This is a genomic window from Inquilinus limosus (genome assembly GCF_002195995.1).
GTDB lineage: Bacteria > Pseudomonadota > Alphaproteobacteria > DSM-16000 > Inquilinaceae > Inquilinus > Inquilinus limosus_C.
Genome location: NZ_NHON01000004.1, coordinates 19,098 through 35,425, shown reverse-complemented (window position 1 = coordinate 35,425; position 16,328 = coordinate 19,098). Strand labels below are relative to the sequence as shown.

The 16,328-nt window shown below is 69.6% G+C and carries 15 protein-coding genes; 6 read left to right on the top strand and 9 right to left on the bottom strand.

Annotated elements, in window-relative coordinates:
• Window positions 1-36: 36 nt before the first annotated feature.
• From BWR60_RS03565 to BWR60_RS03550, 4 genes are all read right to left on the bottom strand, one after another.
• A complete protein-coding gene (locus BWR60_RS03565) occupies window positions 37-1,212 on the bottom strand; it encodes a glycoside hydrolase family 172 protein (RefSeq protein ID WP_088149634.1) in 1,176 nt (391 codons plus the stop codon).
• A gap of 23 nt (window positions 1,213-1,235) precedes the next feature.
• Window positions 1,236-2,075 carry a carbohydrate ABC transporter permease gene (locus BWR60_RS03560; RefSeq protein ID WP_088149633.1) on the bottom strand — a complete coding sequence of 280 codons (840 nt, stop codon included), beginning with the start codon at window positions 2,073-2,075 and terminating at the stop codon, window positions 1,236-1,238.
• The gene (locus tag BWR60_RS03555) at window positions 2,068-2,973 is read right to left on the bottom strand and encodes a carbohydrate ABC transporter permease (protein WP_230982939.1); all 906 of its coding nucleotides are present in this window, start codon (window positions 2,971-2,973) and stop codon (window positions 2,068-2,070) included. The genes BWR60_RS03560 and BWR60_RS03555 overlap by 8 nt, the downstream gene beginning before the upstream one ends.
• A gap of 259 nt (window positions 2,974-3,232) precedes the next feature.
• On the bottom strand, window positions 3,233-4,585 hold the full coding sequence (locus BWR60_RS03550; protein ID WP_088149631.1) for an ABC transporter substrate-binding protein: 1,353 nt from the start codon (window positions 4,583-4,585) through the stop codon (window positions 3,233-3,235).
• A 204-nt stretch (window positions 4,586-4,789) separates the two neighbouring features.
• Here BWR60_RS03550 and BWR60_RS03545 point away from each other — a divergent pair, with 204 nt between their 5' ends.
• The 6 genes from BWR60_RS03545 to BWR60_RS03520 all read left to right on the top strand — a co-directional run bounded on the left by BWR60_RS03545 (window position 4,790) and on the right by BWR60_RS03520 (window position 10,438).
• Entirely contained in the window at window positions 4,790-5,800 is a 1,011-nt protein-coding gene (locus BWR60_RS03545) for a LacI family DNA-binding transcriptional regulator (protein ID WP_179221617.1), read from the top strand.
• Between the two features lie 121 nt (window positions 5,801-5,921).
• Window positions 5,922-7,064, top strand: coding sequence for an ABC transporter substrate-binding protein (locus BWR60_RS03540; protein WP_088149629.1), 1,143 nt, complete (start codon window positions 5,922-5,924; stop codon window positions 7,062-7,064).
• Between the two features lie 54 nt (window positions 7,065-7,118).
• Window positions 7,119-7,997, top strand: a complete 879-nt coding sequence (locus BWR60_RS03535) for a branched-chain amino acid ABC transporter permease (protein ID WP_088149628.1) — start codon at window positions 7,119-7,121, stop codon at window positions 7,995-7,997.
• Entirely contained in the window at window positions 7,994-8,965 is a 972-nt protein-coding gene (locus BWR60_RS03530; protein WP_088149627.1) for a branched-chain amino acid ABC transporter permease, read from the top strand. Before BWR60_RS03535 ends, BWR60_RS03530 begins: the two co-directional genes overlap by 4 nt.
• Window positions 8,962-9,705: an ABC transporter ATP-binding protein gene (locus BWR60_RS03525; protein ID WP_088149626.1), complete on the top strand. Its 744-nt coding sequence runs from the start codon at window positions 8,962-8,964 to the stop codon at window positions 9,703-9,705. The genes BWR60_RS03530 and BWR60_RS03525 overlap by 4 nt, the downstream gene beginning before the upstream one ends.
• Window positions 9,695-10,438 (top strand): ABC transporter ATP-binding protein, encoded by a 744-nt coding sequence (locus tag BWR60_RS03520; protein ID WP_218823330.1) that lies wholly within the window; start codon window positions 9,695-9,697, stop codon window positions 10,436-10,438. The genes BWR60_RS03525 and BWR60_RS03520 overlap by 11 nt, the downstream gene beginning before the upstream one ends.
• A 12-nt stretch (window positions 10,439-10,450) precedes the next feature.
• Here BWR60_RS03520 and garD read toward each other — a convergent pair whose 3' ends face one another.
• The 5 genes from garD to BWR60_RS03495 form a co-directional block, all read right to left on the bottom strand.
• On the bottom strand, window positions 10,451-11,983 hold the full coding sequence (garD, locus tag BWR60_RS03515) for a galactarate dehydratase (RefSeq protein WP_088149625.1): 1,533 nt from the start codon (window positions 11,981-11,983) through the stop codon (window positions 10,451-10,453).
• Between the two features lie 13 nt (window positions 11,984-11,996).
• Window positions 11,997-12,935 (bottom strand): 5-dehydro-4-deoxyglucarate dehydratase, encoded by a 939-nt coding sequence (gene kdgD / locus BWR60_RS03510; protein WP_088149624.1) that lies wholly within the window; start codon window positions 12,933-12,935, stop codon window positions 11,997-11,999.
• Window positions 12,936-12,974: 39 nt separating this feature from the next.
• Complete coding sequence (locus BWR60_RS03505; protein WP_088149623.1) at window positions 12,975-13,937, bottom strand: LysR substrate-binding domain-containing protein; 963 nt, start codon at window positions 13,935-13,937, stop codon at window positions 12,975-12,977.
• A gap of 83 nt (window positions 13,938-14,020) precedes the next feature.
• Complete coding sequence (locus BWR60_RS03500) at window positions 14,021-15,346, bottom strand: MFS transporter (protein WP_088149622.1); 1,326 nt, start codon at window positions 15,344-15,346, stop codon at window positions 14,021-14,023.
• Between the two features lie 122 nt (window positions 15,347-15,468).
• The gene (locus BWR60_RS03495; RefSeq protein ID WP_144445515.1) at window positions 15,469-16,161 is read right to left on the bottom strand and encodes a FadR/GntR family transcriptional regulator; all 693 of its coding nucleotides are present in this window, start codon (window positions 16,159-16,161) and stop codon (window positions 15,469-15,471) included.
• Window positions 16,162-16,328: the final 167 nt, after the last annotated feature.

Below are 16,328 nucleotides of genomic sequence, written 5' to 3'. Positions count from 1 at the left end.
TCGCCATGACGTGGTTGGCAGTGGCGTGGCGAGACCTCAGCCGCGCTCCTCGAACGGCGCGCGGAAGCTCGGCAACCGGTCCTTGGCGGCGGGCAGGGGCGGGAAGGGCTTGTGCGGCTCGGCCTGGTACCAGAAGGCGGTGCTGGACACCTCGTCGTCGCGGCGGTTGGCGTGGCCGCGCTCGATGGTGATGCGGATCGACCGCTTGAACACCACCGGGTCCTCGATGTGGAAGCGGTAGAGCGTCACCGGCTCCTGCCAGTTCGGGCCGCCGCCGGCGATGATGCCGTGATAGGGCGCGGAATACTCCTGGTTCGGGCACCAGGCGGTGTTGAAGTAATCCTCGGTGCCGGTGCCGTGCAGGGTCGGCGGCCAGGCGTCATTGGCGCCGGGCGCGCTCTCGGGCCGGTCGGCGATCACCGGCTGCGGCGCCTCGGCCGCGATCTGCCGCTTGCGGCCGGCATCGGGCACCGAGATCCCGGGCTCGCCGTCGACGAAGATCATGTCGTCGCCCTCGCCATACCAGTCCCAGTTCCGTGACCGGCGCAGCGAATAGACGCTCAGCAGGCAGCCGACATAATGGCCGTGCCCGGCGGCGTCGAGGATGGTGTGGTTCTTCGCGGAGTCGGTGGTGACGCCGCCGAACAGCACCTCCTCATTGGTCAGCCCGGCCTCGTCGAAGGGCTGCGGCGCGGCCCGGCGCCACTGGGCGTGGAAGCGGCCGAGGCCGTCCTCCAGCGCATCGTGCAGCTCCAGGTCGATGTAGTAGTAGAACAGCAGCTCGTGCTCGGCCTCGTTGGTCACGGCGAAGCGCATGCCGGCCGCGAAGGGCATCGGGAAATAACAGTTCAGCGCCTTGCCGTCCTGCGGGCTCATCTGCAGCGGCAGGCTGGCGAAGTTGCGGGTCTGGCCATGGCCCATGCCGAAGAAGTCGCCCAGCGGGCATTCGACGCTGGGCTCGGCCTCGCCGTCCCACCAGGCGCGCAGCACGATCTTGCGCAGCGCGTGGCGGCTGGCGCAGTTGACCGTGACCCAGATATGGGTGACCACGCCGGCGCCTGACGCCTCGGCGATCGTCACCGTCTCGCCCGGGGCGATGTGCAGCCGGTCGTCATTGCCGCCGGTGCGGTCCCAGCTGGAGAAGCGCCGGGTGCGGGCCTGGCGCAGCTTGGCCAGGCCGCGCAGCGGCGACAATCCGGCATTGCTCTGCATGGTGTGTCCTCTCGTGCGCGCGGCTACTTGAGGCCGCCGGTCTTGATCGATTCGATGATCTGCCGCTGGAACAGGACGAACAGCAGCAGGGTCGGCAGCGCCACCACGGTGGAGGCGGCCATGATATAGTTCCAGGAGGCAGAGTACTGGGCCTGGAAGCTGGCGACCGCGACCTGCACCACCCACAGCCTCTCGTCCGTGGTGATGGTCAGCGGCCACAGGAAGGCGTTCCAGTTGGCCAGGAAGAAGAAGATCGCCAGGGCGGCCAGGATCGGCCGCGACAGGGGCAGCACGATGCTCCAATACACCCGCCAGTAGCCGGCGCCGTCGATGAACGCCGCCTCCTCCAGCTCGCGCGGCACGTTCAGGTAGAACTGGCGCAGCAGGAATATGCCGAAGGCGTTGAAGATCGCCGGGATGATCAGCCCGCCATAGGAGTTCACCAGCCCCAGCTGCCGCACCAGGATGAACAGCGGGACGATGATCACCGGCAGCGAGATCAGGAAGGTCGCGAACATGCCGAGGAAGATCGCCTCGCGCCCCGGGAAGCGCAGCCGCGCCAGGGCATAGCCGGCCATGGAGTGGAACAGGAGGGCGATCACCGTCACCGACCCGGCCACCAGCAGCGTGTTCAGGAGGAAGCGCAGGAAATCGACCTCGGTGAAGACGTAGAGGAAGTTGTCCAGCGTCGGCCGCGCCGGGATCAGCCCGGGGTCGAAGATCTCGTCCGGCCCCTTGAAGGCGATCGACAGCATCCACAGCAGCGGCGCGACGGCCGTGAGGGCGGCGAGGGCCGAAGCCAGGAACCAGACCGTGCCCGCCGGGCGAAAGGCTCGGGTGGGGGAGAGGGCGGCGTCAGTCATAGTCGAAGCGCCCGCCGCGCGTGACCCGGAACAGCAGGACGGTGAAGGCCAGCAGGATGATCACCAGCACCGAGGCCATGGCGGCGGCATAGCCGTATTCGCCGAACTGGAAGGCCTGCTCGTAGATGTAATAGATCGCCAGCGAGGTCGAATTGGCCGGCCCGCCCTTGGTCATGACATAGACCAGGTCGAAGGTCTGGGCCCCGGCCACCGCCGTGACGGTCGACACCAGCAGCACGAAGAAGCTGGTGGGGCGGAGGAGGGGCAGGATGATGTGGCGGAAGGACGCGACCGGCCCGGCGCCGTCGATCCGCGCCGCGTCGAGATATTCGCGCGGGATGTCCTGCAGCCCGGACAGGAAGATCAGCATGTAGTAGCCCATCAGGAACCAGACGCTGACGCCGACGATGGCGTACAGCGCCAGGCTCGGGTCGCCGAGCCAGGACAGTCCGCCGAGGCCGATCGCGGCCGAGACCCGGCTGACCACGCCGATCTTGTCGATCAGCAGCACCTGCCAGATCAGCCCGACCACCACCAGGCTGACCATGTGCGGCAGGAAGAACAGCGTCCGGAACAGGCCGGAGAAGCGGCTGCGCCGGTGCACCAGCAGGGCCAGGCCGAGGCCGGTGACGTAGAGGCTGGGCACCAGCAGCACGACATAGAGCAGGGTGACCTTCAGGCTCTCCAGGAACAGCGGGTCGGCCAGCATGCGGCGGTAATTGGCCAGGCCGACGAAGCGGTAGCCGCCGAAGCCGGTGACGCCGAAGAAGCCGAGGCTGAGCGACAGCAGCATCGGCCCGCCGACGAAGACCAGCAGGCCCAGCGCGTCGGGCAGGACGAAGAGATATCCGGCGATCCATTCCCGGTGCCGGGCGGACAGGCGGCGGGGCTTGCTCACGGTGGCCAAGGGAACTGCCGTCGGTGAAGCGGTGCTCATGCCGTCGGCACCCCGTCTGAGTCCCCCCTCCCCTTGTGGGAGGGGGGTAGGGGGAGGGGGCTGCGCGCGTCCGCGCGCGAATGGTTAAAATCGCTTCCGCGATCACTGCCGTCTGCGCGCCAGCGCCGGCGCAGGCCGAGGGAACCCCCTCCCCCTAGCCCCCTCCCGCGAGGGGAGGGGGGACTAAGGACGTGACCCGAAGCGCCATGCATCGCCGCCCTCATAGGATCGGCGCGCCGTCATAGCCGGACAGGAAGCTGTCGATCTGCTGCGCCGCCATCTCGGCCCGCTTGCCCGGGTCCTCGCCGTTCAGCTGGCAGGCCTGGATGGCGTCGGAGATCGCCTTGTAGACCTGGGGCGGCACCCGCGGCTCGCCGCGGGCGGTGGGGAACACCTGCTCGGCGAAGGTCTTCATCGCGCCGCTGCCATAGGCCTGGGCGGCCGTGGCCTCGGCGAAGGCCGACTTCCTTGGCGGCATGTCGCTCTTGGCCTTGGTGCACCAGTCGGCGACGCGCTGCACCGAGCCCGGGTCCATCGACCCCAGCGCCCAGGCGCAGAACTTGCCCGCCGCCTCGGTGTTGCGGCCATTGGCATTGGCGACGAAGGCCCAGCCGCCGGCCACGGTGCGGTCCTGCCCGCCCTGCGGCACCGGCAGCTTGAACACGCCGTATTCGAGGTTCGGGTCGGCGTTGCGCAGGGCGCTGATGCCCCAGATGCCGACATTCTGCATGGCGCAGAAGCCGGAGCCGAGATTGGCGGCGATGTCGTTGGCGCCGTAGCCCAGCGGCTTGCGCGGGGCTACGCCCTGCTGCACCGCGTCCTGCCAGAACTTCAGCGCGGCCTTCGTGGCGTCGGAGTTGAAGCCGCTCTTGCCGTCCTTCCCGACGATCTCGCCGCCGCCCTGCCACAGGAACGGGTACCAGGTGAAGTTCTGATAGTAGCCGGGATTGGTCTCGAACAGGATGCCGAAGCGCCGGTCGTTGGTCAGCTTCTTGGCGACTTCGAGAAGCTGGTCCCAGGTCTTCGGGATGTCGGCCTCGCCCAGGCCGGCCTCCTTGAACGCCTTGACGCTGTAGTAGATCGCCATCGGCTCGACCTCCATCGGCAGGCCGAACAGGCCGTCCTTGACCAGCCGGGTGGCGATGGCGGTGTCGTAATAGTCGGCGCGGGCCTCGGCCGCGACATAGGGGGCGAGGTCCAAGAGCGCGCCGCCATTGTGGTAGCGCAGGAAATCGCCGGGGCTGATCAGGAAGATGTCCGGCCCCTCGCCGGCGGCGAAGGCGGTCTGCAGCTTGGTGCCGTTGATGTATTGCGAGGTCGGGATGTATTCCAGCTCGACCTTGGTCTCCTGGCTGTCGTTCCAGCCCTTGACCATGTCCTGGAACCACTGCACCTGGCCGGGGACGGCGCCGCCGGGGGCGTAGAACTGCCAGAACTTAAGCGGCCCCTCCGCCGCCCGGGCGCGGCGCGAGAGAGTGGGCATCGGCAGCAGGCCGGCGCCGGCCAGCGCGGTGCCGGCGGCCAGGACGGCGCGGCGGCCGATCGGGTGTCCGGTGTCGTTGCGGCGGGTCATGACGGTCCTCCCCTTGTGTCGCGTCGTGATGCGGCGCCAGCCGCGCCTGCCGAATCGAAACCTTTCAGCCGATTCGGCAATCCCGGCGAAACCGCAGCCAGGCGCGGCCGTCCGATGTCCCGGAATTCGGCCGCTATCTGCTTGTTTGAAACGTTTCAGAAAAGCTATCATCCGATTCGCGACTTGGCAACGGCTTCGGGGACCATGGCGACATTGCGGGACGTGGCGAACCGGGCCGGGGTGTCGATCGGCTCGGTCTCCGCGGTGGTCAACCGGACGGCGCCGGTCAGCGCCGCGCTGCGCCAGCGGGTGCTGGCGGCGATCGAGGAGCTGGGCTACGCCCCGGACGGGGTGGCGCGCAGCCTGAAGACCGGCCGCACCCGCACCATCGGCCTGATCATCCCGGACCTGACCAACCCGCTCTTCGCCGCGCTGGCCGCGGCGATCGAACGGGCCTGCGACGCCGCCGGCTATGCCCTGGTGCTGTGCGCCTCCGCCGACGATCCGGAGAAGGAGCTGCGGCACCTGCAGCTGATGCGCACCCAGCGCGCCGACGGGCTGGTGCTGGTGCTGAGCGGGGTGGAGCCCGGCAATGCCGAGGCGATCCGCCGCCTGGTCACCGTGCCGGCGGTGCTGGTCGACCGCACGCTGCGCGGGCTGGCCGAGTTCGATTCGGTGATGCTCGACGACCGGGCGGCGGCGCGGATGGCGGTGGAGTACATGATCCGCAGCGGCCATCGCCGCATCGGCGTCATCACCGGCCGGCCGGGGATCTCGACCGCGACCGACCGCTTCGACGGCTATCGCGAGGCGCTGGACGAGGCCGGCATCGTCTTCGACGAGGATCTCGCCGTCTGCGGCGACTTCCAGATCGAGACGGCGAAGGATGCCACGGCGGCGCTGCTGCACCGCCGGCCGCGCCCGACGGCGATCTTCTCGACCAGTAACCTGACCACGATCGGGGTGATGCGGGCGGTCGCCGAGCAGGGCTTCCGCTGCCCGAAGGATGTCTCGGTCGCCGGCATCGGCGATTTCGAGTGGAGCACGGCCTTCTCGCCGGGGCTGACCGCGGTGGTGCAGCCGGTGCGGGAGATGGGCGAGCGGGCGGTGGAATGCCTGCTGGCGCGCCTGGACGGTGCCCCGCCCGCCGGGCCGGTGCGAGCGGTGTTCGCGCCACAGCTGGCGGTGCGCGAGTCCTGCCGCGTGATCGGCTGACCGGGCCGTTCGCCGCTTTTTGTCCGATCATTGACGTCATGCCCCTCGTCGCCCGACAGTCCTTGTGCTAGTCGGCCGGGATCGACCCAGAACAACAGGCTGGCAGGGGAGGGAAGACGGGATGGGATTGCGAAACGCCTTCGGCATGGGCATTGCCCTGGCATTGGCCCTGGCCGGGCCGGCACGGGCCGAGGACCCGATCCGCATCGCCGATGTGATCGAGCTGTCCGGCGCGGGCGCCACGGTCGGCACCAACTGGAAGAACGCGATCGAGATGGCGGTGGAGGAGATCAACCAGAAGGGCGGCATCCTGGGCCGGCCGCTGGAGGTCTCGCATTACGACACCCAGACCAATCCCGGCGTCTCCCGCGCCCAGGTGCAGAAGGCGCTGGACGAGGAGCCCTATGTGATCTTCGGGCCGATCTTCTCCGGCTCGGTCAAGGTCAACATGATGCTGGCGCAGCAGGCGGAGGTGCCGCAATTCACCGGTGCCGAGGCGACTGAGCTGACCCAGTCCGGCAACCCCTACATCTTCCGCACCTCGATCAGCCAGGCGGCGGCGATGCCGAAGCTGGCGAACTACCTGGCCGACGACCTGAAGGCGAAGAAGGTCGCCGTGGTCTGGGTGAACAACGATTTCGGCAAGGGCGGCCACGACGCCATCCTGGAGCAGATGAAGGCGCATGGCATCGAGGTGGTGGCCGACCTGTCGACCGAATCCGGCCAGGCCGATTTCGCCGCCGATGTGGTCAAGCTGAAATCGTCCGGCGCCGACGCCGCCATCGTCTACACCAATGAGGAGGAGAGCGCGCGCTTCCTGCGCGAGGCGCACAAGCAGGCGATCGCCATCCCGCTGATCGGCGAGACCACGCTCCTGAACCAGAAGGTGATCGACCTGGCGGGCGATGCGGCCAACGGCGTCCGCGGCCATGTCGGGCTGTCGGCCGACGCGCCCTTCGATACCATCCGCGCCTTCCGCGACCGCTTCCAGGCGCGCTACGGCTACCTGCCGGACCACAACGCCATCAAGGCCTACCTGGCGGTCTACGCCGTGCGCTACGCCACCCAGAAGATCGGCAAGGTCGACAGCGTGGCGCTGGCCGAGACGCTGCACGGGCTGACCATCACCACCCAGGACGAGCCGGGGATCCTGATCGACACCACCTGGGATGCGAATGGCGATGTCGACCGCGTCAGCTTCCTGGCCGAGGTCGAGAACGGCCGGCAGGTGATCGTCAAGACCCTGCCGAAGCTCGGCCACTGACCGCACGCATCCGGCCCGCCCGGCGCGGCGGGCCGGGGCCCTTGAGGATCCTCCATGGCGAATGTCCTGCAGCTTCTCGCCTCCGGCCTGGCGACGGGCGCGATCTACGCCCTCGTCGCCATCGGCTTCACCCTGCTGTGGCAGACCTCGCAGACCATCAACTTCGCCCAGGGCGAGTTCGTGATGCTGCCGGCCTTCCTCATCCTGGCGGCGATGCGCTTCGGCGAGCTGCCGTTCTGGCCGGCGGTGGGCATCGGCGCGGTGCTGGCGCTGATCATCCTCGGCGTGCTGTTCAAGCGCCTGCTGGTCGACCCGATGCTGCGCCACGGCGTGCTGCCGCTGGTGATCGCCACCATCGCCTTCGGCGTCTTCCTGAAGGAATCGGTGAAGGAGTTCTACAGCGCCGAGGCCCAGCCCTTCCCGGCGCTGGTGCCGGCCGGCGACGTGTCGCTCGGCGGCGTCACCCTGTCGCTGCAGGACCTCGCCGTGATCGCGGTCGCCGTGGTGGCGGTGGTGGTGCTGCAGCTGTTCCTCAACCGCACCCGAACCGGCCGCTGCATGCAGGCCACGGCGCAGAACCCGACCGTGGCGCGGATCCTCGGCATCCCGGTCGAGCGCATGATCCTCTACACGTTCCTGATCAACGCCGGCCTGGTGACGCTGGCCTCGCTGCTGGTCAGCCCGATCTACCTGGCCAAGTTCTCGAACGGCGAGACGCTGGGCCTGGCCGCCTTCATCGCCGCCATCGTCGGCGGCTTCAACCAGATCCGCGGCGCCATCGCCGGCGGGCTGCTGCTGGGCGTGATCGACAACCTGATGGCCGCCTATGTCTCGGCCCAGTACCGCGCCGCCGTGCCGCTGCTGCTGCTGATCGCGGTGATCCTGTTCCGGCCGCAGGGCCTGCTGGGCCGGGCCGAGGAGCGGACGGTATGACCCGGCGCCGTATCCTCGCCGGCCTCGCGCTGGTCCTGGCCGTCGCCGGCCTCGCCGCCTTGCCCTTCGGCCTCAAATCCTACGGCATCTATCTGATCAGCACCTGGCTGGTGATGACCATCGCCGCGATGGGGCTGAACCTGACCCTCGGCTATGCCGGCCAGGTGTCGATGGCGCAGGCCGCCTTCGTCGGCATCGGCGCCTACACTGCGGCGATCCTGACCACCCAGGGCTGGCCCTTCGGCGTCGCCTTCCTGGCCGCAGGCGCGATCAGCTTCGTCATCGGCTGGATCCTCGGCTATCCGGCGCTGCGGGTGCAGCACCACTACCTGGCCTTCGTCACCTTGGCCTTCACCACCCTGGCCTATCTGGTGTTCCGCAACGAGGAGTGGCTGACCGGCGGCATCACCGGCATCAGCGGCATCCCGCGGCCGGTGGTGCTGGGCTGGACGACCGGGAAGGCCACCGCCTTCTATCATTTCTGCCTCGGCATGCTGCTGCTGGTGGCGGCCGGGCTGTGGTGGATCCTGCGCTCGCCCTGGGGCCGGGCCTTCGTGGCGCTGCGCGAGAACCCGGTGCGGGCGCTGTCGCTCGGCGTCGACACCCGGCGCTATACGCTGATCGCCTTCGCCCTCGGCTCGGCCCTCGGCGGCTTCGCCGGTGCGCTCTACGCGCCGCTGGTGCAGTTCGTCGACCCGACGCCCTTCGGCCTCGGCCTGTCGCTGAACCTGCTGCTGATGGTGGTGGTCGGCGGCGCCGGCTTCTTCTTCGGGCCGTTCCTCGGCGCGCTGGTGGCGGTGCTGCTGCCGGAATGGCTGCGCTTCACCGAAGGCTATTACCTGATCCTCTATGCCCTGCTGGTGATGGCGCTGATGGCGGCCTGCCCGACCGGGCTGCTGGGCCTGGCCGACCGGCTGCTGCATTCGATCCGGCGCAATCCGGCCCCGGCCGGGGAGGCGGCGCGATGAGCCCGGTGCTGGAGGTCAGCGGCCTGCGCCGCAGCTTCGGCGGCATCGCCGCGGTCGACGGCGTGTCCTTCGCGGTGCATCCGGGCGAGATCCTCGGCATCATCGGGCCCAACGGCAGCGGCAAGTCGACCCTGTTCAACTGCATCCTGGGCCAGTTGAAGCCTAGCGCTGGCGAGGTCCGGATCGACGGCCGGGCGGTCACGGGCTCGCGCCCCTGCGACCTCAACCGCATGGGGGTCAGCCGCACCTTCCAGCTGCTGCAGATCTTCCCGCAGCTCTCGGTGCGCGAGAACCTGATCCTGGCGGGGCAGGAGCATCAGGGGTCGATGCTGTCCCGCCTGTTCGGCCGGCGCGACGCCGGGCTGGGCGCCGCGGCGGACCGGATGATCGCCTTCTTCCGGCTGCAGCACTTGGCCGACGCCAAGGCCGGCGGCCTCAGCTACGGCCAGCAGAAGCTGCTGGATGCCGCCATGGCCTTCATGGCCGGGCCGCGCCTGACCCTGCTGGACGAGCCGGCCGGCGGCGTCAACCCGACCATGCTGGCCGGGCTGAAGGACCGGCTGGCGGCGATGAACCGGGAGGAGGGGGCGACCTTCGTGGTGATCGAGCACAACATGGAATTCGTGATGTCGCTGTGCAGCCGGATCCTGGTCCTGGCCGAGGGCCGCATCATCGCCCAGGGCACGCCGGCGGAAATCCGCGCCAACCCCGAGGTGATCGAGGCCTATCTTGGACACTGACGCGCCGATCCTGGAGCTGCAGGAGGTGGTCGCCGGCTACGGCCGCATGACCATCCTGAACGGCACCAGCTTCAAGGTGGCGCGCGGCGCGATCACCACCGTGATCGGGCCGAACGGGGCCGGCAAGTCGACCGTGTTCAAGACCGTGTTCGGCCTGCTGCCCGCCCGCTCCGGCCGCGTCGTCTTCGACGGCGTCGACATCACCAACGCGACGCCGCGGCGGCTGCTGGGGCTGGGCCTGTGCTACGTGCCCCAGGGCCGCAACATCTTCCCGGAGCTCAGCGTCCGCCACAATCTCGAGCTCGGCGGCGTGGCGGCGCAGGGCATCGCCGACCTGCCGGCGCGGATCGCGGCGGCGATGGACCGCTTCCCGATGCTGCGCCGCAAGGCCGACCGCCAGGCCTCGACCCTGTCGGGCGGCGAGCAGAAGCTGTTGGAGATCGCCCGCGCCCTGCTCCTGGACCCGAAGCTGATCCTGATCGACGAGCCGTCGATCGGGCTGTCGCCGCTGATGGTGCAGGAGACCTTCGCCATCCTGACCGGCCTGCGCGACCGCGGCGTGTCGGTGCTGATGGTCGAGCAGAACGCCCGCAGCGCGCTGCAGATCTCGGATTACGGGCTGGTGCTGGAGCTCGGCCGCACCCGGCTGCAGGACCGGGCCGAGGCGATCCTGGCCGACCCGCGGATCGGCGAGATGTTCCTGGGCGGCGGCATGACGGCGGAGCCGGCCTGACCCCGCCGCCGGTCAGGTCACCGGCGCCGGGTTGAACAGGGTCAGCGCGTTGAACAGGCCCCAGCGGTCGGACCAGGGCTTGGTGCGGCCGCTGGCGACGTCGAGGATCAGGCGGAACAGGTCCCAGCCGACCTGTTCGATCGTCGCCTCGCCGCTGGCGATGCGGCCGGCGTCCAGGTCGATCAGATCGGACCAGCGCTGGGCCAGGTCGGTGCGGGTCGACATCTTGATCACCGGCGCCGCCGCCAGGCCGTAGGGCGTGCCGCGGCCGGTGGTGAAGACCTGCAGCGTCATGCCGGAGGCCAGCTGCAGCGTGCCGCAGACGAAGTCGCTCGCGGGCGTGGCGGCGAAGACCAGCCCTTTCTTGCGGACCCGCTCGCCGGGGGACAGCACGTCGACGATCGGGCTCGACCCCGACTTGACGACCGAGCCCAGCGCCTTCTCGACGACATTGGCCAAGCCGCCCTTCTTGTTGCCGGGCGACGGGTTGGCGCTGCGGTCGGCCTCGCCGCGAGCGAGATAGGAATCGTACCAGGCCATCTCGCGGATCAAGGCGCGGCCGACCTCCTCGGTCACCGCCCGCGGCGTCAGCAGGTGGATGGCGTCGCGCACCTCGGTGACCTCGGAGAACATCACCGTGGCGCCGGCGCGCACCAGCAGGTCGGCGGCGAAACCCACCGCCGGGTTGGCGGTGACGCCGGAGAAGGCGTCGCTGCCGCCGCACTGCACCCCGACCACGAGGTCGGAGGCCGGGCAGGTCTCGCGCCGGCGCCGGTTCAGCGCCTCCAGCCGTGCCTCGGCCATGGCCAGGATCGAATCGACCATGGCGCCGAAGCCTGCTTCTTCCTGGAGCCGGACGATGCCCGGGGGCATGCCGTCCGGCATCAGCCGCTCGGGCTGCAGCTTCTCGCAGCCCAGGCCGACGATCATCACCTCGCCGCCGAAATTCGGGTTCAGCGCCAGATTTTGAAGGGTGCGGATCGGCACCACCGCCTCCGGCGCGTTGATCGCCACGCCACAACCGTAGCTGTGGTTCAGCGCCACCACGTCGTCGACATGGGGGAAGCGGGGCAGCAACTGCTCCTTGATCCGCTTCACCGCGAAGTCCAGCGTCCCGGCCACGCATTGCACGCTGGTGCTGATCGCCAGCACGTTCTTGGTGCCGACCGACCCGTCCGGGTTGCGGAAACCCTCGAAGCTGTAGCCCTCGAGCGGTGGCAGCGGCGTGGCCGGCCGGGTGGCGAGCTCCAGCCGGTCGAGATCCGGCGCGGCGGGGACCAGCACCGCCGCCTCCTCGACCCAGTCGCCGGCGGCGAGCGGCCGGGCGGCGCGGCCGATCACCTCGCCATAGCGCCGGATCTCGGCGCCCTCGGCGATGTCGGCCAGCGCCAGCTTGTGGCCCTGCGGCACGAACTGCCTGAGCGTCGGGCCGTCCGGAAGGCGCGTGCCCTCCGGCAGGCCGAAGGAGTTGACCACGATGGCGACGTTGTCGGCCTCGTGCAGCCGGATGGTGCGGGGTGTGTCCGGCGTTCCTGGCTCCGGCATCGTCGCTCTCCCGTTACGCCGCGGCGGCGAAGCTGCTCCGCGCCAGGCCCTGCACCAGGGCCGCCAGCTGCTCGGTCTCGGCCTCGGTCAGATCGTGCAGCGGCGCCCGCACGGGGCCGGAATCCCGGCCGATCACCTTCATCCCGGCCTTGATGATCGAGACCGCATAGCCCTTGCGGCGGTTGCGGATCGCCAGCAGCGGCAGGATGAAGTCGCGCAGCCCCGCCTGCACCGTCTCGCGGTCCCGGCGCCGCACCGCGGCGTAGAACCTGGTCGCGAACTCCGGCACGAAGTTGAACACGGCGGAGGAATAGGTGGTCACGCCCATCTCCAGATAGGGCAGGGCGTAGGTCTCGGCCGTCGGCAGCCCGCCGATATAGGTCAGCCGGTCGCCCATCCGCAGATGGACCCGCGTCATCAGCTCGATGTCGCCGATGCCGTCCTTGTAGCCGACCAGGTTCGGGCAGCGCTCGCACAACCCGGCCAGCGTGTCCTCGGTGATGATCGCATTGTCGCGGTTGTAGACGATGACGCCCAGCTTGGTGGCGGCACAGACCGCCTCGACATGGGCCGCCAGCCCGTCCTGCTCGGAATGCACCAGATAGGGCGGCAGCAGCAGGATGCCGTCGGCGCCGGCGCGCTCCGCCGCGGCCGCCATCTGCTTCGCGATCTCGGTGCCGTAGCCGGCGCCGGCGAGCACCGGCACCCGGCCGCGGGTCTCCTCGACCGCGGTCCGGACCACGGTCTCGACCTCGGACGGGGCCAGCGAGAAGAACTCCCCGGTGCCGCCGGCGGCGAACAGCCCGGCCACGTCATAGCCGCACAGCCAGTCGAGGTTGGAGCGGTAACGCTCCGCATCGAAGGCGTTGTCGCGATCGAAGGGGGTGACGGGGAAGGACAGCAGGCCGGAGCCGAGCCGCTGCGCCATCTCGTTCGGGGTCATCCTGGCCATCACTCGTTCTCCCACGTCGAAATCAAGGTCGGTCCCGTTCTAGCGATCGGATTGATGCCGTTCCAACTCGATTGCTGGATCGATCGATGCGTCTGATGCATCGGTCGGGCGGTGCTGCTCCGCCACGTCGCGGGCGATGTCGAGGACCAGCGGCAGCAGCGGATTGTCGTTGTCCTGCCGCCAGGCGATGTAGAGCTCCGCCGACCGCGGCGTCGACAGATCCAGCGGCCGCAGCACCACGCCGCGGATCTGCAGCTGCAGCGCCGCCTCCGGCACGATCGACAGGCCGAGGCCGGAGCGCACCAGCGCCAGGATCGAGTGGATCTGGCTGAGATGCTGGACATAGTCCGGCAGCAGGCCGGAGCGGGCGAACAGCTCGATCACCAGGTCGTGGAAGTACCGCGCCTCATGCGGCGCATACATGATGAAGGGCGCCGCCGCGAAGTCGCGCAGCGACAGGCGGGGGGCGGCGGCCAGCGGATGGTCCGCCGGCACCGCCGCCATCAGCCGCTCCTCGGCGACGCGGAAATTGGCGGTGCCGGCCTGCACCACCGGCGGCCGCAGCAGCCCGGCGTCGATCTGGCCGGAAGCGAGGGATTCGACCTGGTCGCCCGACACCATCTCGCGCAGCACCAGGGTGACGTCGGGCAGTTGCCGGCGGCAGGCGGAGACCAGGTCGGGCAGGAAGCTGTAGGCCGAGGTGGCGGTGAAGCCGATGCCGATCGCCCCGGCCTGGCCGGCGGCGACGCGGCGGGCCAGCAGGGCCGCGCCCTCCGCCTGCTTCAGGATCCGCCGCGCCTCGGCCAGGAAGCTCTGCCCCGCCGGGGTCAGCCGGACCGATCGGCTGGTGCGCTCGAACAAGGCGACGTCGAGGATGCGCTCCAGGATCTGTACCTGCCGGCTCAGCGGCGGCTGGGTCATGTTCAGCCGGGCGGCGGCGCGGCCGAAATGCAGCTCCTCGGCGACGGCGACGAAGCAGCGCAGCTGGTTCAGGTCGAACATCGGTGGGCGTCCCGCGGCAATCAGGGGCGGATACTGCCCCGTTTGCCGCGGTTGGCGAAAGGGGAGGGGCCGGACCGGCCGCCTCATCGCTTCAGCTCAACCCTCTTGATCTCGCCGACGACGAAGAGATAGGCGGCCATGGCGACGGCGGCGTTGAGGCCGACGAAGACCAGCGCGCCGTTGAACGAGCCGGTGGCGTGCAGGATGTAGCCGATGATGATCGGCGTGGTGATGCCGGCGGTGTTGCCGAACATGTTGAACAGCCCGCCGCTGAGCCCCGCGATCTCCTTCGGCGAGGTGTCGGAGACGACGGCCCAGCCCAGCGCGCCGATGCCCTTGCCGAAGAAGGCCAGCGCCATCAGCCCGACCACCAGCACCGGGTCGTCGACATAGTTGCAGCCGATGATGGCCATCGACAGCAGCATGCCGGCGACGATCGGCAGCTTCCGCGCCAGGGTCAGCGACCCGGTGCGCTTGTACAGATGGTCGGAGATGACGCCGCCCAGCACGCCGCCGATGAAGCCGCAGAGGGCGGGCAGCGAGGCGACGAAGCCGGCCTGCAGGATCGTCATGCCGCGGTCCTTGACCAGGTAGATCGGGAACCAGGTCAGGAAGAAGTAGGTGATGACGTTGATGCAGTGCTGCGCGACATAGACGCCGAGCAGCATGCGGTTGCCCAGCAACTGCCGGACATCGCTCCAGCGCGCGGCGGCGGCACCGGTCCTGGCGCCGCTGATCGACATCGTGCCGCCGCCCTCGGCGATGTGGTCGAGCTCCGCCCGGTTCACCGACGGGTGCTCCTTCGGCCCGTGGATGGTCCGGTTCCACAGGGTGACGACGAGCAGCCCGAGCACGCCCATGACGAAGAAGGCCCAGCGCCAGCCATGTTCCTGCACGATCCAGCTGGTCAGCGGCGCGAAGATCACCGGTGCGAAATACTGGGCCGAGTTGAAGATCGCCGAGGCGGTGCCGCGCTCGGCGCCCGGGAACCAGGCGGCGACGATGCGGGCGTTGCCGGGGAAGGACGGCGCCTCGGCCACGCCGACCAGCAGGCGGAAGACGAACAGCAGCACCACCGCGGCCCCGCCGCCGAAGAAGCCGGCCCAGCCCTGCAGGAAGGTGAAGACCGACCAGAACAGGATGCCGATGGCATAGACCCGCTTGGTCTCGTAACGGTCGAGCAGCCAGCCGCCCGGGATCTGCGCCGCGACATAGGACCAGCTGAAGGCCGAGAAGATGTAGCCCATCGCCACCGGGTCGATGCCGAACTCCTTGGAGAGCGGGGCGCCGGCGACGGAGATGATGGCGCGGTCGGCGTAGTTCAGCACCGTCACCGCGAACAGCATCAGAAGGATCTGATAGCGGATTCGACTTCTGGCGACGCGGTCGACGGCAGCGGTGACGGCCATCGGAGTCCTCCCGGGGTTCGGCTCTGCGAGCCTTGATCTCGGGCGGAACCGTAGGAGCGGGTTCGATCCAGTTCTATTTCCGAATGGGCATCGATCGATCCAGGAATGGCATCGAAGCGGCCTCAGTCCCAGACCGCCAGCGCCTCCTTCTGCACATAGTCGAGATGCGCGGCCATCGCCGCCCGGGCGCGGTCCGGGTCGCCCGTGGCGATGGCGGTGGCGATGCCGTCATGGTCGGCCATGATCCGGTCCAGGAGGGCCGGCCGGCGCGACAGGTGCTGGTGGAAGGCGGCGCTCAGCCCCTCCTCGCGACCGCGCCACAGGGTCAGCGCGATCTCCCGCAGCGCCTGGTTGCCGCAATGCTCGGCGATCAGCAGGTGCAGCGCCCGGTCCGACTCCTGCGACCACTCCCGCCGCGCCGTCTGGCCGCGCATGGCGTCGACGATGCCGGCCAGCTCGGCCCGGCCATCCGCGGTGATATGCCGGGCCGCCAGCGCCGCCAGCTCCGGCTCCACTAGCGCCCGGGCCTGCATGATCTCCAGCGCCGAATGGTCGGCCTCGGGCAGGGCGGCGCCCGGCTTGCCCGCGGCGCGGACGAAGGCGCCGACGCCGACCTTGACCTCGACCAGCCCCGCCACTTCCAGCGCGATCAGCGCCTCGCGCACGGTCGGGCGGCTGACGCCCAGCGCCTGCGCCAGGTCGCGCTCGGAGGGCAGCTGCTGCCCCGGCCTGAACTCGCCCGACTCGATCGCCGCGGTGATCTGCTCGGCGATCTGGATGTAGAGCTTGCGATTGACGACCGCTTGTAGGGGCATCCTGCCCTGCCGTTCGAAGGTCCCGCCATCGGCCCGGCCGGCACTCAAAAGAATCTTCTTCTAAATCCCATTTGAGCTGGCCTGACCACTTGACAGCCTAGCCGCACCCGGCCCCTAATGCCAAGACCCGCCGGCCAAAGGCGGGCCAGCCGCCGGCAAGAGCGGTC